The 14579-nt window shown below is 71.0% G+C and carries 13 protein-coding genes; 6 read left to right on the top strand and 7 right to left on the bottom strand.

The genetic code is table 11. The annotated features are described in order from the left end of the window. The first annotated feature begins 154 nt into the window (after positions 1-154). Positions 155-1438: a nucleotide sugar dehydrogenase gene (locus tag AAHM41_RS33615; RefSeq protein WP_342240992.1), complete on the top strand. Its 1284-nt coding sequence runs from the start codon at positions 155-157 to the stop codon at positions 1436-1438. Next, a complete protein-coding gene (locus AAHM41_RS33610) occupies positions 1439-2464 on the top strand; it encodes an NAD-dependent epimerase (RefSeq protein ID WP_342240991.1) in 1026 nt (341 codons plus the stop codon). It begins immediately after the preceding gene. Between the two features lie 9 nt (positions 2465-2473). Here AAHM41_RS33610 and AAHM41_RS33605 read toward each other — a convergent pair whose 3' ends face one another. Both AAHM41_RS33605 and AAHM41_RS33600 read right to left on the bottom strand, forming a co-directional pair. Next, positions 2474-3940, bottom strand: coding sequence for a hypothetical protein (locus AAHM41_RS33605; protein ID WP_342240990.1), 1467 nt, complete (start codon positions 3938-3940; stop codon positions 2474-2476). 37 nt (positions 3941-3977) lie between these two features. After that, positions 3978-4889: an AraC family transcriptional regulator gene (locus AAHM41_RS33600; protein WP_342240989.1), complete on the bottom strand. Its 912-nt coding sequence runs from the start codon at positions 4887-4889 to the stop codon at positions 3978-3980. Positions 4890-5019: 130 nt separating this feature from the next. Between AAHM41_RS33600 and AAHM41_RS33595 the strand changes: the two genes are divergently transcribed. After that, positions 5020-5916 carry a DMT family transporter gene (locus tag AAHM41_RS33595; protein WP_342240988.1) on the top strand — a complete coding sequence of 299 codons (897 nt, stop codon included), beginning with the start codon at positions 5020-5022 and terminating at the stop codon, positions 5914-5916. A 3-nt stretch (positions 5917-5919) separates the two neighbouring features. On the opposite strand, the gene AAHM41_RS33590 is transcribed toward AAHM41_RS33595, so the two are convergent. Next, on the bottom strand, positions 5920-6345 hold the full coding sequence (locus AAHM41_RS33590; RefSeq protein ID WP_342240987.1) for a GFA family protein: 426 nt from the start codon (positions 6343-6345) through the stop codon (positions 5920-5922). Continuing rightward, positions 6342-6506 (bottom strand): hypothetical protein, encoded by a 165-nt coding sequence (locus tag AAHM41_RS33585; RefSeq protein WP_342240986.1) that lies wholly within the window; start codon positions 6504-6506, stop codon positions 6342-6344. The genes AAHM41_RS33590 and AAHM41_RS33585 overlap by 4 nt, the downstream gene beginning before the upstream one ends. 98 nt (positions 6507-6604) lie before the next feature. Between AAHM41_RS33585 and gcvA the strand changes: the two genes are divergently transcribed. Next, complete coding sequence (gene gcvA / locus AAHM41_RS33580; RefSeq protein ID WP_342240985.1) at positions 6605-7486, top strand: transcriptional regulator GcvA; 882 nt, start codon at positions 6605-6607, stop codon at positions 7484-7486. A 165-nt stretch (positions 7487-7651) separates the two neighbouring features. Continuing rightward, entirely contained in the window at positions 7652-8590 is a 939-nt protein-coding gene (locus AAHM41_RS33575) for an AbiJ-NTD4 domain-containing protein (RefSeq protein WP_342240984.1), read from the top strand. 289 nt (positions 8591-8879) lie between these two features. On the opposite strand, the gene AAHM41_RS33570 is transcribed toward AAHM41_RS33575, so the two are convergent. Further along, complete coding sequence (locus tag AAHM41_RS33570; protein WP_446719503.1) at positions 8880-10883, bottom strand: class I tRNA ligase family protein; 2004 nt, start codon at positions 10881-10883, stop codon at positions 8880-8882. 319 nt (positions 10884-11202) lie between these two features. Here AAHM41_RS33570 and AAHM41_RS33565 point away from each other — a divergent pair, with 319 nt between their 5' ends. Further along, positions 11203-12225, top strand: a complete 1023-nt coding sequence (locus AAHM41_RS33565; protein ID WP_342240983.1) for a MerR family transcriptional regulator — start codon at positions 11203-11205, stop codon at positions 12223-12225. On the opposite strand, the gene AAHM41_RS33560 is transcribed toward AAHM41_RS33565, so the two are convergent. Both AAHM41_RS33560 and mltA read right to left on the bottom strand, forming a co-directional pair. Then, positions 12194-13180, bottom strand: coding sequence for a DMT family transporter (locus AAHM41_RS33560; protein WP_342240982.1), 987 nt, complete (start codon positions 13178-13180; stop codon positions 12194-12196). The two genes, AAHM41_RS33565 and AAHM41_RS33560, sit on opposite strands and share 32 nt — an antisense overlap. Positions 13181-13488: 308 nt before the next feature. Continuing rightward, positions 13489-14579: murein transglycosylase A (gene mltA, locus AAHM41_RS33555; RefSeq protein WP_342240981.1), on the bottom strand; the 1091-nt coding region annotated here is incomplete at its 5' end.

Raw genomic sequence — 14579 nt, 5'->3', positions numbered from 1 at the left:
CCCCCCCCCCCCCCCCCCCCCCCCCCCCCCCCCCGCCCCCCCCGCCCCCCCCCCCCCCCCCCCCCCCCCCCCCCCCCCCCCCCCAAGGGGAGGGGGGACTAGGAAGAAGGCGGCGAAGGGGACGCAGCGAACCCTTCAGCGCTTGGTGGCCCCGATGACCCCGGAACGCATCGCCGTGATCGGGCTCGGCTATGTGGGGCTGCCGGTGGCGCTGGCCTTCGCCCGGCGCTTCCCCGGCACCATCGGCTTCGACATCGATCCGGCCCGCGTCGCCGCCCTGCGCGAGGGCCATGACGTCACCGGCGAGGTCGAGCCGGCGGACCTGGCCGGCAGCGGCCTGGCCGCCACCGCCGATCCGGCGGACCTCGCAGGCGCTTCCTTCTTCATCGCCACCGTGCCGACCCCGATCGATGCCGAGCGCCGGCCGGATTTCGGGCCGCTGCTGCGCGCCTGCGAGACCATCGGCCGGGCGTTGACCCCCGGCGCCGTGGTGGTGTTCGAATCCACCGTCTATCCCGGCGCCACCGAGGAGGTCTGCGGCCCGGCCCTGGCCCGCGCCTCCGGCCTGCGTGCCGGCATCGACTTCGCCCTGGCCTATTCGCCGGAGCGGATCAACCCCGGCGACCGCGAGCACCGGCTGGAGCGCATCGTCAAGGTCGTGTCGGGCCAGGACGAAGCGACGCTGGAGCGGGTGGCGGCGGCCTATGGCGCCATCGTCCCCGCCGGCCTGCACCGGGCGCCGTCGATCCGCGTGGCCGAGGCGGCAAAGGTGATCGAGAACACCCAGCGCGACCTCAACATCGCGCTGATGAACGAGCTGGCGATGATCTTCGACCGGCTGGGCCTGCGCACCGCCGAGGTGCTGGCCGCCGCCGGCACCAAATGGAACTTCCTGAAGTTCCAGCCCGGCCTGGTCGGCGGCCACTGCATCGGCGTCGACCCCTATTACCTGACCGCCAAGGCCGAGGCGGTGGGCTACCGGCCGGAGATGATCCTGGCCGGCCGCCGCATCAACGACCAGATGGGCGCCTTCCTGGGGGCCAAGCTGGTCAAGGTGCTGGCGCGCCAGGGCCGCACCATCCTCGGCGCCCGGGTCGGCATCCTCGGCCTGACCTTCAAGGAGAACGTGTCCGACCTGCGCAACAGCCGGGTGCCGGACATCGTCGCCGAGCTGCGCTCCTACGGCATCGCGCCGCTGGTGCACGACCCGCTGGCCGATCCGGCGCGGGCGCGGCACGAATACGGCCTCGACCTCGCCGGCCTCGACGCCTTCCGCGACCTCGATGCGCTGGTGCTGGCGGTGCCGCACCGGGCCTACCTCGATCGGCCGCTCGACGGATTGTGGGCTTGCCTGCGCGAGGGCGGCCTGGTCATGGATGTGAAATCGGCGCTGGATCCGGCGAGCGTGCCGCCGCGCCTGGCCTATTGGAGCCTCTAGATGCCTGCCGCCACCGCCGAGCCGATCCTGGTCACCGGGGCCGCCGGCTTCATCGGCTTCGCCCTGGCCCGGCGGCTGCTCGACGCCGGGCACCGGGTGGTCGGGGTCGACAATCTCAACCCCTATTACGACGTGCGCCTCAAGGAGGCGCGGCTGGAGCGGCTGGCCGAGCGCCCGGGCTTCGCCTTCCGCCGGCTCGACATTGCCGACCGGCCGGGCATGGCCGAACTGTTCGCCGAGGTGAAGCCGGGCCGGGTGGCGCATCTCGCCGCCCAGGCCGGGGTGCGGCACTCGCTGACCCATCCCGAGGTCTATGTCGATTCCAATGTCGTCGGCTTCCTCAACGTGCTGGAAGGCTGCCGCCACCACGGCGTGCGCCACCTGGTCTACGCCTCTTCCAGCTCGGTCTACGGCGCCAACACGGCGATGCCGTTCTCGGTGCGCCAGAATGTCGACCATCCGCTCAGCTTGTACGCTGCGACCAAGAAGGCGAACGAGCTGATGGCGCATTCCTACAGCCATCTCTACCGCCTGCCGGTGACGGGCCTGCGCTTCTTCACCGCCTACGGCCCCTGGGGCCGGCCGGACATGGCGATGTTCCTGTTCACCCGCGCCATCCTGGAAGGCCGGCCGATCGAGGTGTTCAACCACGGCCACATGCTGCGCGACTTCACCTATGTCGACGACCTGGTCGAAGGCGTGGCCCGGGTGCTGGACCGGGTGCCGCAGCCCGACCCCGCCTGGACCGGCGACCGCCCGAACCCGGCCTCGAGCGCCGCGCCCTACCGCCTGTACAACATCGGCAACACCCGGCCGGTGGCGCTCTTGGACATGATTTCGGTGCTGGAGCGGGCGCTGGGCCGCGAGGCGCAGAAGCTGTTCCGCGACCTGCAGCCCGGCGATGTGCCCGAGACCTATGCCGATGTCGAGGAGCTGGAGGCGGCCGTCGACTACCGCCCCTCGACCCCGATCGAGGTCGGCATCCCCCGCTTCGTCGACTGGTACCGCAGCTACTACGGCGGGTGACTGGACTGGTCACAGATCCTTCGGCACCAGCGCCTGGACGTCGGCACCGTTGACCAGGACCTTGCCGGACGGATCGATCACGATCTCGTAGTCGCGCGCCGTCCGGCCGTCGGGCAGCGTGGTCTGCCGCCCCAGCACCTGCACCATGGTCAGCCCCGCCGCGGCCTGGCTGGCCTTGGGGTCGGCCTGCAGCGCCTTGACCAGCCCGTCGATCCCGGTCAGGCGCAGCCTCAGGGCGCCGGCCCACCCGTTGACCGCGTCGGGAACTCTGGCGACGGAGCCGCCGAATTCGAGCGCCGCGTCCGGCGCGGAAAGCTGCATGGCGTCGACGGAGAGACGCATGCGCGCGCGCCGGAACAACTCTTGGTCTTCCTGGGAGTCGGCGGGGCGGTCCGCCAGGAAGGCATCGAAAATCTCCCAGAAAGGGAAGCCCTCGATCGAGACCTGCATGATGCTGTCCGTGGGCGTCCAGGCGGCATAGCGCCATCGCGGGCCGACCGAGAGATCCTTCATGTCGAGGCGAAGGGTGATACCGGCGCCATCGCGGTCGAAGTCGCGGTAGCCGAACCCGACCGCGAGCGACGAGAGCCCGATGGACACCTCATTCCGCTTCGCCTGGAGGCCCGCAGCGGTGAGGGTCGTGGTGCCGACCTTGCCCAGGCCGGCGATCACGCGATCACGCAGGGGCCCGATCGTGTCGGGCGCGGCATCGGTCTTGCGGCGCTCCGCCTTCATCAGGGCAACGGCCGACCGGGTCAGGCCCGCCGCATCGGTCCCCGGCATGCCGCAGTCGAACAGGATCCGGTCGATCCGAAGTTCGCCCACGCCGTCGGGGAAGGGGTAGGCGAGGCCCTCGATCGTGATGTCGGCATCGAGATCCACGCGCCCGTCGGCGACCGCCTTGGCGCTGCGGGTCAGCTCCAGCCGGTCGATGGTCGGCACGCGGGTCGTCCCGCCTTCGATCGAGACCTGCTCGAACGTGACCACGATGGTGGTGTTGGCGGGGGCTCCGGGATCGACAGTTCCGGTGACACGCCGGGACTTGGCGACGATCCGGCCGATATTGCCCACCCGGCAGGCCAGCAGCCGGTCGGAGCCCAGGATGAACGTCCCGGCGGATGTCGGCACGGCGCGCACGGATTCGGCGTCGCAGGACAGGACCGTGGGGTCCTGGTGCTCCTCCAGCTCCCCACTCAGCAACCAGCGGAATCCCGGGACCGCGACACGGTAGCCGTCGCCGTCCGCCGTCACCTGCCAGTCGCTGACGGAAAACGGAATCATCGTCATCCGCGTGACCGCGTCGACCTCGTCCAGGCTCAGCCTGCCGACCGAAGGCTGCCACGCCTCCAGCGCGGCCTGCAGCCTCGCCGCCCCCTCCGCTGTCGCCTGGGCCCAGGCCGGGCCAGACGCGAGCATCCCCAGGCCGAAGGCCAGGCACAGACTCCGCCGCATCGCTTTGTTCTCCCCCGTTTCCATCACTATGACTTCGGTCCGGGGACGGGTGAAGCCGGATTCAGCCCCGCACCGCCGCCCGCCAGGCACCGGGCGGGCCGCCGAAGGCGGCGCGGAAATGCCGGGTCAGATGGCTCGGATGGGTGAAGCCGCAGGCGGCGGCGATCTCGGCCAGCGGCCGGTCGCCCTCGGCCAGCAGCCTTCGGGCGCGGTCCAGCCGCCGGGCCAGCACATAGGCGTGCGGCGGCAGCCCGACCGAGGCACGGAACATCCGGGCGAAATGGAACTCCGACTGCCCGGCGACGGCGGCCAGCCGGCCCAGCGTCAACGGCTCGTCCAGGGCCGCCTCGATCGCCTCCAGCACCCGGCGGCGGACATGGGGCGCCAGGCCGCCGTCGAGGGCGGGGGAGGGGCGGCGGCGCAGCCTGCGGCCGGCGAGATGGGCCAAGAGCTCATGCCCGGACTGGGTCGCCGCCAGCCGGGCGCCGGCGTCGCCCCAGTCCAGCCGGATCAGCCCGGCCATTAGCCGGGCCGCGTCCGGATCGTCGAAGAAGGTGTCGTCCGGCAGCGTGGTCTCGCGGATGTCGGCGTCATGCGCGGCGGCGCCGGCCGCGGCCAGGGCGCCGCGGTCGAAATAGAAATGCAGGAAGCGCATCGGTCGGCTCAGGACCCAGTGCGATTCATGCTCGGCCGGCAGCAGGCAGAACCGGCCGGGGCCGCCGAAGCGGCCGGGAAAGCCGATGCGCCGGGTGCCTTCGCCGCCCTCCAGATACAGGCTCAGCGTGTGGTGGCCGGGGGAGTGGTAGCCGGTGGTGTCGTGGGCGTTCCACCATTCCGCCAGGGTGAAGCCGTCGCCGATCTCGACCGTCCGTTCCAAGACCGCGCGCGACGACGCCAGCGCCGCGGCCACGCCGTAGCGCGCCGCCAGGCGCTGCAGCGGGGTCTCGTCGATCCTCGGTCCGGGCCGGTTCATGGTCTCCGGACTCTAGGCCTGCGCCCGGTCGCCGGCCAGGGCCCGCGTGGAAACTGCGCAAGGACGTGCAATCACGCGGCCGCCGGCAGGCGCAGGGTGACGCTCGAGATTCCGGAACTCCTGAGCTCCCATGACCGCCGCCCTGTACCTGCTCGTCGTCCTGATCTGGGGCACCACCTGGATCGCCATCCACTACCAGATCGGCCCGGTGGCGGTGGAGCTGTCGATCCTCTACCGCTTCGCCCTGGCCGCTGCGGTGATGGCCGTACTGCTGCTGGTGACGCGCCGGCGCGAGACCCTGCGCCCCCGCGACCATCTGGCCTGCCTCGGCCAGGGCCTGGCGCTGTTCAGCGGCAACTTCCTCTTGGTCTACCACGCCTCGGCCTATGTCCCGAGCGGCCTGGTCGCCGTCGCCTTCTCCACCGGCAGCGTCTGGACCGCGCTGTTCAGCCGGGTCGCGCTCGGCCAGCCCTTGAAGCCGCGCGTCCTCGCCGGCGGCGCGGTCGGTCTGGCAGGGCTGTGGCTGCTGTTCGGCATCGACCCGGCACAGCTCGACCTTCGGATGCTCTACGGCCTCGGCCTGGCGCTGGCCGGCACCATGGGCTTCGGGGTCGGCAACGTCTTCGCCGTGATGCACCGGCGCCGCGGCCTGACGCCCTGGACCACCACGGCCTGGGGCATGGTCTACGGCACGCTGATCCTGCTGGCCGTGGTGCTGGTGGAGGGCACGCCCTGGCGCTTCGACCCGTCGCCCGCCTATGTCGGGGCGCTACTCTACCTCGCCATCCCGGGCTCGGTGATCGCCTTCCTGGCCTATCTGACGCTGGTCGGCCGCATCGGCGCCGACAAGGCGGCCTATTCCACCGTGCTGTTCCCGCTGGTGGCGCTGAATGTCTCGGCGTTGCTGGAGGGCTATGTCTGGACCGCGACGGCGGTGGCCGGGGTGGCGCTGGTGCTGCTCGGCAACGTCCTGGTCTTCGCCCGGCTGCCCGGCCGCCGCAACGGTGCGGCGCCGGCGAGCGCGTAGCGGTCAAATCCCGCTGGCCGGTCCTTCATCCTCATACTGCGGCAGGGTCTCGTCGATCGCATGCCAGGGGATGCGGGTGCCGATCCAGGCGTGCTGGCGCGGCCGCAGCGCCATCGGGTCGTCCAGCGTCGCCAAAGTGATGCCCATGGTCTTGCCCTGGGGCTCGAAGCCCTCGAAGGCCAGCGGCGAGCCGCAATCGGCGCAGAACCAGCGCCGCCCGACCGGCGACGAGCGGAAGCCGCGCGGCCGGCCCTTCGTCCAATGGAAGCTCGCGAACGGGCCGGTCGCCCAGGCCACGGCCGGGTTGCCGGTGCCCTTCTGGCACATCCGGCAATGGCAATAGTCGACCGAGGCGACCGGCCCGTCGATGCGGTAGCGCACGGCGCCGCACAGGCAGCCGCCCTCCAGCGGGAAGGAGGGGCTGCTCACGGCCGGCCGATCACCATCGGCCGCCGCGACGGGCGGCTGCGGCGCCGGCCGATCTGCAGCGGCGGCAGGATCTCCGCGCGGCACTCCTCCGGCAGCACCGGGGCGCGGCGCGGGGCGGGGGCGAAGACGGTGAGATAGGCGTCGAGCAGATGGTGGAACATGGTCGCCTCCTGGGCTGACCCAGACTCTGCCGCTTCGCCGGCTCCGGCACAAACGCCGTTCCCTTGCGGCATCTGTAAGGAAAAGTTACAGATGGGCGATGCGCCCGCTGCCGCCGCTCAACGCCGTCCGCGCCTTCGAGGCCGCCGCCCGCCGCGGCAGCTTCACCGCCGCCGCGGCCGAGCTCGGCGTCAGCCATGCCGCGATCAGCCGCCATGTCCGCGGGCTGGAGGCGCGGCTGGGCGTGCCGCTCTTGCTGCGCGAGGGCCGCGGCCTGGCGCCGACCGAGGCCGGGCGGGCCTTCGCCGCCGTGGTCGCCGACGCCTTCGACCGGCTGTCGCAGGGCATGGTGGCGATTTCGGCCGAGGCCGGGCGCGGCCGGCTGCGCCTGTCGGTCGAGCCCGCCTTCGCCGGGCGCTGGCTGGTGCCGCGGCTCGGCGCGTTCCGCAAGCTCCACCCCGGCATCGACATCGAGCTCGACCCGACCCTGCGCCTGGCCGATTTCCGCGCCGACCAGACCGATCTCGCGATCCGCTACGGCCGCGGCGGCTGGCCCGGCCTGGCGGCGGAGAAGCTGGTGCAGGTGATGGACTACCCGGTCTGCGCCCCGGCCCTGGCGGCGGGGCTGGCGACGCCGGCGGATCTGCGCGGCCAGACCCTGCTGCATGACGAGAGCGCCCAGACCTGGTCGCTGTGGCTGGCCGCGGCGGGGATCACCGGCATCGACGCCACCCGCGGCCCGCGCTTCCTCGACGTGGCGCTGGCGCTGGACGCGGCGATGGCGGGGCAGGGCGTGGCGATGGGCGACGACGTGCTCTGCGCCCGCGACATCGCCGCCGGCCGGCTGGTGCGGCTGTTCGACGTCTCGGTGCCGCGCAGCTGGTACTGGCTGGCGATGCCGGAGGACCGCCGCCTCTCCCCCGCCGCCGGCGCCTTCCGCGCCTGGCTGCTGGACTGTCTGCCGCCGGTGGAGGAGGGGTGAGCGGCGAGGGCGAAGGACGGCAGGCGTCACAGCTTACGGTTGCATTCGATGATGGGGCTTTCAAATTCAGGAAGACGACAAAACTGGTCCAGGACTGTCCGGCGGCGCTATACTCTATAGGCATTGAAGGCCTGCGGGCGCCCCGTTCATAAGCCAATATCAGTCATGATCTTCAGTCAAAGATATCATCGCGCGTTGTCAGCCGGTCGGATAGCGGTTGATCTGGGCAGCGACTTCCGGCGTAAACTCTGGACTCAGCTGCTGAAGTACAACGAATCGGTCGGTATCCAGCGAGACCCAAATGACCGCTGGATCGACAATTCCTCCGCGTTGGAGGAGGTCGGCTATGAGCTCGCCACAGAGCATGGATGGGAATCGATACCGAACCCCACACGTGACGATGCCGGACCGACCCCGCATTCTGCATTGCGCCACCTCGTCCTCACGGCGGATGGACCGCTTGTCTTCGACATCGTCGAGCTAGCTTTTGGTTGGATGGAGGCAGCAACACGAGAGTCGTTCAAGGCCAAGGTGAACGAGCTCTTTGATCTGCAGAACTGCCCCTGGCGTTTCACCGACGGTGAGTTCTTTAAGCTCGACAGTGACTTTGTGGGTGCCCGCCTCGTCGAAGATGCCCACGCCGTGCTGTCATCGCATAGCTTCGAAGGCGCGGCGAATGAGTTCGCGCAAGCTCGCCAGGATGCGGCGTCTGGTGATGCCAAGGACGCCATCCTCTACGCGGCAAAAAGCTTTGAGAGCGTGCTAAAGGTGCTCACCGGGATCGAGCATGCCAATGCGGATCGCCTAATCAAGACGCTGATGGACCAGGGATTTTTTAACGATCTGTCGGAAAGCGTTCGGCAAAGTTTCGGCGAGCAAGTGCTGAAGACCCTGCCGGCGCTACGCAACAAGCTTGCCGGGCATGGACAGGGGGCCAGCATCGTCCATGTGCCGACGGTCTATGCGGACCTGGCGCTTCAACTGGCGGCCACTTTCCACAACTTTCTGATCGCAAAGCACCTGCAGATGCGACCTCCGGCACCGCCGCCTGAGCCAGCCGCCGCTAAATCGGCGGCTGATCTTGATGATGAGATCCCCTTCTGATGGCGTCACAGTGAGTGATTAGGTTGAGTTCGCTTTGGGCTGATCCAACACTTTTCCTCACTCACTATTGTCATGCCCGGGCTTGACCCGGGCATCCAGAAGGTCTCGATGCCCACTGGATTGCCGGTCAAGCCCGGCAATGACAAAACGGGTAGGTCGCAGGCTGGGTTCGTCTGCCGTCCTGATCGTCATCGCGAGGCGCGAAGCGCCGTGGCGATCCAGAGGGTGGTGCCACTGGATGGCCACTCCCCTCCGAGGCTCGCCATGACGACAACGTTGGGCAATTCCCCTACCCCCCATCCCGCGTCACAAAATTCACCAGCCTTCCCGGCACCGCGATCTCCCGCACCACCTCCCGCCCCTCCAGCAGCGCCGCCACCTTCGGATCCGCCCGGGCCTCGGCGATCAGGGCCGGGCCGTCCAGCCCGGCCAGACCGCGGATGTGGTGCCGCACTCGGCCGTCCAGCTGCACCGCATAATCGCGGCTCTCCGCCCCGGCCAGATCCGGGTCGAAGCCGGGCCAGGGGGCGTGGGCCAGGCTGTCCGGATGGCCCAGCTTGCTCCACAGCTCCTCGGCGATATGCGGGGCGAAGGGGGCCAGCAGCAGCACGAAATCCTGCACCACCGCACGCGGGCGCGGGTCGGCGGCGGCCAGCGCCTTGGCCAACTGCATCAGCCGGGCGATCGCGGTGTTGCAGCGCAGCGCCTCGATGTCGGCGGTGACCGCCGCGACCGTGGCGTGGCGCAGCCGCAGCAGCCCGGCCGGCGGCTCCACCTCCCGCACCGCCGGGCTCAGCCTGTCGTCCTCGGCGCAGACGATGCGCCAGGCCCGGTCCAGGAAGCGGCGGATGCCGGCCACGCCGTCGGTCTGCCACGGCTTGGCCGCCTCCAGCGGGCCCAGGACCATCTCATACAGCCGCAGCGCGTCGGCGCCGTGCTCGGCCACCACCGCATCCGGGTTGACCACGTTGAAGCGCGACTTCGACATCTTTTCGGCCTGCCGGGTCAGCGGCACCGCGCCGGCATAGAACCCGCCGTCCCGCTCCTCCACCTCCGCCGCCTCGTAATAGCGGCCGGCAGCGTCGCGATAGGACGAAGCCAGGATCATCCCCTGGTTGACCAGCCGCCGGAACGGCTCCGGCGTCGAGACCACGCCGATGTCGTACAGCACCTTGTGCCAGAACCGGGCGTACAGCAGGTGCAGCACGCCGTGCTCCGCCCCGCCGACATACAGGTCGACCGGCAGCCAGTAGCGCTCGGCCTCGCGGCTGACGATGGCGTGGTCGTTGTGCGGGTCCAGGAAGCGCAGATAGTACCAGCAGCTGCCGGCCCATTGCGGCATGGTGTCGGTCTCGCGCCGGGCCGGGATGTCCGTGCCGGGCACGGTGGTCTCGACCCATGCGGTGGCGCGGGCCAAGGGTGGCTGGCCGCCCGGCGCCGGGGCGTAGTCGGCCAGCTCCGGCGGCAGCAGCGGCAGGCTGTCCTCCGGCAGCGGCACCACCGAGCCGTCGGCCAGATGCAGCATCGGGATCGGCTCGCCCCAATAGCGCTGGCGCGAGAACAGCCAGTCGCGCAGGCGGTACGTCACCCGGCGCGTGCCGTCCTCTCCCACCGTCTCGGTCCGGCCGATCCAGTTCCGCTGCAGCGCCTTGATGCCCTCCGGCCAGTCCAGCCCGTCCAGGTCGGCCAGCAGCCGGTCGGCATAGGCGGTGATGCGCAGCATCCATTGCCGCATCGGCCGCTGCTCCACCGGGTCGCCGGTCTCGACATAGCGGCCGTCCTTCACCTCCTCGTTCGCCAGCACCGTGTTCTGGGCCGGGCACCAGTTCACGGTGGCCTCGGCCTGATAGGCCAGGCCGCGCTCGACCAGCTGCAGGAAGATCCACTGCGTCCAGCGCACGAAGCCGGGATCGGTGGTCGCCAGCTCGCGCTCCCAGTCGTAGGAGAAGCCCAGCCGCTTCACCTGGCCGCGGAAGGTCTCGATGTTGCGCCGGGTGGTGACCGCCGGGTGGATGCCGGTGCGCATGGCGTAGCGCTCGGCCGGCAGGCCATAGGCGTCCCAGCCCATCGGGTGCAGTACGGCCCAGCCTGCCATGCGCCTGTAGCGGCAGATGATATCGGTGGCGGTGTAGCCCTCCGGATGGCCGACATGCAGCCCGGCGCCGGAGGGGTAGGGGAACATGTCCAGCGCGTAGAATTTCGGCTTCTCCGGGTCGATCTCCGCCCGGAAGGTCCGGTGTTCGTCCCAGTATGCCTGCCATTTCGGCTCGATCGCCTGCGGATCGTAAGCCATCCGTGCCTCCTTGCCCGTGCCGAGGGGGAGCTACGGCCGCCGGCGGACCTCCCGCCGACGGCCGCCGGGAAGTCGGAGATGGCTGGGCCGCGGCGCGGCCTTCGGGCGGATGGTCATGGGATGGATCGCAGCAGAGGGGACGGAAACCGGACGCACGAATCCGGCCGGCTCAGAAGGCCGTAAGTCGTCCCGAGGCTGCGCGCGTGGTCGTCATGGTGCAGCCAGCATGACGGATTCCGGCGACATCGCCAATCCCTGTTGACCCGGCCCCTGGGACTGCTCCGATAAGGGGGGCGGTCAACCCGCAACGAGGTGAGTCGTGACGACATCCGCCCGCTTCCTGAACGCCTCAGAAGCCGCAAGGCGGCTCGGGGTCTCAGCCAAGGCCCTCCGGCTCTACGAGCAGCGCGGCCTGCTCGCCCCGGTCCGCAGCGCCGCCGGATGGCGCGCCTACGGGCCCGGCGAGATGGAGCGCGCCGCCGAGATCGCCGCCCTGCGAGCGCTCGGCTTCAGCCTGGCCCAGGTGGCGCGGGTGCTGCAGGGCGACCCGCAGGGGCTGGAGCCGGCGCTGGCGGCGCATCAGGCGGTGCTCGAGGGCCGGCTGCGCCAGCTCGCCGGCACGATCGAACGGGTGCACGGGCTGCGCGCCGACCTCGCCCGCGGCCGGGCGCCGACCGCCGGGGAGCTGGCGCGGCTGGTGCCCGGACCCCTCGGGTCCGGCATCGCCTTCGACCTGCCCTGGCCCTGGGGCGGCGAGCGGTTCGAGCTCGGGCCGATCCGGCCGCTGACCTACATCATCGGCCCGCTCGGCAGCGGCAAGACCCGGCTGGCGCTGCGCCTGGCCGAGGTGGTGCCCGGCGCCGCCTTCCTCGGCCTCGACCGGCTGGACGATGGCGGTGCCGCGGCCAAGGCCCGGCTCGACGCCGATCCGGATCTCCGCGCCCGGGTCGACCGGGCCTTGGCCTGGCTGGTCGAGGACGGCGCCACGGTCTCGGACGCGCTGGTCGCCCTGCTGGCCGGGCTGGAGGCCGAGGGGCCGGTGGTCGTCGACATGGTCGAGCAGGGGCTGGACCAGCCGACGCAGGAGGCGCTGATCGCCCATCTGCGCCGCCGCGGACCCGCAGAGACGCCGCTGTTCCTGATGACCCGCTCCTGCGCCATCCTCGACCTGGCGGCGGTCGGCCCGGACGAGGCGATCCTGCTATGCCCGGCCAATCACACCCCGCCGAGCACCGTCGCGCCCTGGCCCGGCGCGCCCGGCTACGAGGCCGTCGCCACCTGCCTGGCCACGCCCGAGGCGCGGGCCCGGCTCAGCCAGGGGCCCGGTCCGGCGACGTCCTGATCGGCGAGGGCACCGAGGCGACGGTGGCGGCCGGGGCCGCGCCCTGGGTCACCGGCGCCTGGCGCACCGTCTCGCGGTGCAGGATGTACAGGCCGCTGGCGATGACGATGCCGCAGCCGATCAGCATGGTCGGGTCCGGCACGTCGCGCCACAGCAGGTAGCCGGAGACGACGCCCCAGATCATCTGGCTGTACTGGAACGGCGCCACCACCGCGGCCGGCGCCTGGCGATAGGCGTTGGTGACGAACAGATAGGCGGTGCCGCCCAGCACGCCGCCGATGGCGATCGCCAGCAGGTCGTGCAGCGCCGGCATCACCCCGCCGAAGGCCAGCATCATCAGCCCGGTGACGATGGCGGTGGTCGCATTGGCGTAGAAGCCGAAGGAGATCCGGTTCTCGTTGGCGATGAAGCGGCGCAGCAGCAGGAAGCCGACCGCGTTGACCACGGCGGAGAACAGCGCGCCCAGCACCGCCGGGTTGGCCATGCCGGCGCCCGGCCGCAACATCACCATGACGCCGATGAAGCCGACCCCGACCGCGGTCCAGCGCCGCCAGCCGACGGATTCGCCGAGGATCGGCACCGACAGCGCGGTGATCAGCAGCGGCGCGCAGAACAGCACGGCATAGACGTCGGCGATCGGCAGCTCGGCATAGGCGTGGAAGCAGGTGAACGACCCCGCCAGCCCCATCGCCGACCGGGTGGCGTGCAGCCACAGCCGTCTCGTCCGCATCTGGCCGACGCCGCCGGTCAGCTGGGCATAGGCCAGCATTGGCAAGAGGCCGAAGGCCGAGTTGAAGAAGATCACCTGGTACAGCGGGAAGCCCGCCGACACCCATTTCACCGCGGTGTCCATGCAGGTGTAGAGGGCGAAGCCGAGACAGGCGAAACCGATGCCCGCGGCGACGGAGGCGCGGGGCTGGGCGAGCGTGAGGGTCATGGTGGCGGCGGCCGGCAAGGGACGGCCTCGGGGCCGCGAACCCCACCTTACGTCCGCCGAATCGGCGGCGCCATTGCGCGCCTTGCATCGCCTGCCTTCGATTCGTGCAGGACTGAATGCCTGAATTTTGCCGTTGTTGCCCCCGTGTCGTCGGCAAGTCATAGGGCTGCTCGGCGGCGCGGCCCGCCCCCTCACCCTCCCGCCGCCTACGGCGTCGGGCCCCTCCCTCTCCCCCGAGGAGAGGGGATTTCACCTCTCCTCGGGGAGAGGTCGAAATCGCGCAGCGATTTCGGGTGAGGGGGTGGCTCCGGCCTATCCGCCGATCCCTACTGCCTTGCGAGACCGAGCGTGGCGCGCGGCACCAGCATATAGGCCCGGCCCTCGGCGTTCATGGCGCTGGCCATGTCGCCGGCGGCGTGGCCCTCGCCCCAGTACAGGTCGCCGCGGATCGGGCCGCGGATGGCGCCGCCGATGTCCTGGGCCAGCACCAGCCGGCGCAGCGTGCGGCCCGGCACCGTCGGGTCGTCCTCGATGTCGAGCCAGACCGGCGTGCCCAGCGAGAGGTAGTCCTTGTCGACCGCCAGGCTGCGCCCCGCCGTCAGCGGCACGTCATGCGCGCCGATCACGTCCTCGGCGGCCTTCTCGCGGAAATAGACGTAGCTCGGATTCTGGTTCATCAGCCACTGCGCCCGGTCCGGATTGGCCGTCATCCAGTTGCGGATATAGCCCATCGACATCTCGTCCAGCGTGGCGATGCCGGCATCGACCAGCACCCGGCCGACCGCGCGGTAGCGCTGCCCGTTCTGGCCGTCGAACTTCAGCCCGATGACGCTGCCGTCGTCCAGCCGGACCTTGCCGGAGCCCTGGATCTCCAGGAAGAAGGCGTCGATCGGGTCGTCGACCCAGGCGATCTCGTAGCCGCGGCTCTCCAGCACGCCGCGGGCGATCTCGGCCCGGCTGCGCTGGCGGTCCCGGCCGTTGCCCGGAGTGCGGTACAGCGGTGTCTGGTAGGCGCCACGGCGCACCCGGCTGCCGTTCAGCTCCGGCGCGAAATAGCCGGTGAAGCGGCCGAACTGGCCGCCGTCGAAGCCGGTCAGGGCGACCGGGGTGAACCAGGTCTCGAAGAACTGCCGGGCCTGGGCCTCGTCGCGGCCGGTCAGGCGGTGGGCGGCGTCGCAGATCGGCACCCAATCCTCGACCGGCCCCTCGATGCCGTTGTAGTTCAGCCGCGTCCCCGGCGACTTGCCGGCATAGACGCTGCAGGTGTTCCAGACGGCCGGCAGGGCGGCGGCGACATCGTCGTCCCGCCAGCCCGGCAGATGCTGGAAATCGGTGGCCACGCCGCCGGTGCCGCCGCCCTTGGGCGGCCGGGCGGGGGGGGGGGGGGGGGGGGGGGGGCGGCCCGGCCGGGCGGGCC

Source organism: Inquilinus sp. OTU3971, from assembly GCF_038440215.1.
This window is presented reverse-complemented; position numbering and strand designations above follow the sequence as displayed.

Bases quoted from the DNA above. Each gene is read 5' to 3' on its own strand.
- AAHM41_RS33605 (WP_342240990.1), bottom strand. From the start codon at position 3,940: ATGGAAACGGGGGAGAACAAAGCGATGCGGCGGAGTCTGTGCCTGGCC.
- AAHM41_RS33600 (WP_342240989.1), bottom strand. From the start codon at position 4,889: ATGAACCGGCCCGGACCGAGGATCGACGAGACCCCGCTGCAGCGCCTG.
- AAHM41_RS33575 (WP_342240984.1), top strand. From the start codon at position 7,652: ATGATCTTCAGTCAAAGATATCATCGCGCGTTGTCAGCCGGTCGGATA.
- AAHM41_RS33585 (WP_342240986.1), bottom strand. From the start codon at position 6,506: ATGTTCCACCATCTGCTCGACGCCTATCTCACCGTCTTCGCCCCCGCC.
- AAHM41_RS33610 (WP_342240991.1), top strand. From the start codon at position 1,439: ATGCCTGCCGCCACCGCCGAGCCGATCCTGGTCACCGGGGCCGCCGGC.
- AAHM41_RS33570 (WP_446719503.1), bottom strand. From the start codon at position 10,883: ATGGCTTACGATCCGCAGGCGATCGAGCCGAAATGGCAGGCATACTGG.
- AAHM41_RS33615 (WP_342240992.1), top strand. From the start codon at position 155: ATGACCCCGGAACGCATCGCCGTGATCGGGCTCGGCTATGTGGGGCTG.
- gcvA (WP_342240985.1), top strand. From the start codon at position 6,605: ATGCGCCCGCTGCCGCCGCTCAACGCCGTCCGCGCCTTCGAGGCCGCC.
- AAHM41_RS33595 (WP_342240988.1), top strand. From the start codon at position 5,020: ATGACCGCCGCCCTGTACCTGCTCGTCGTCCTGATCTGGGGCACCACC.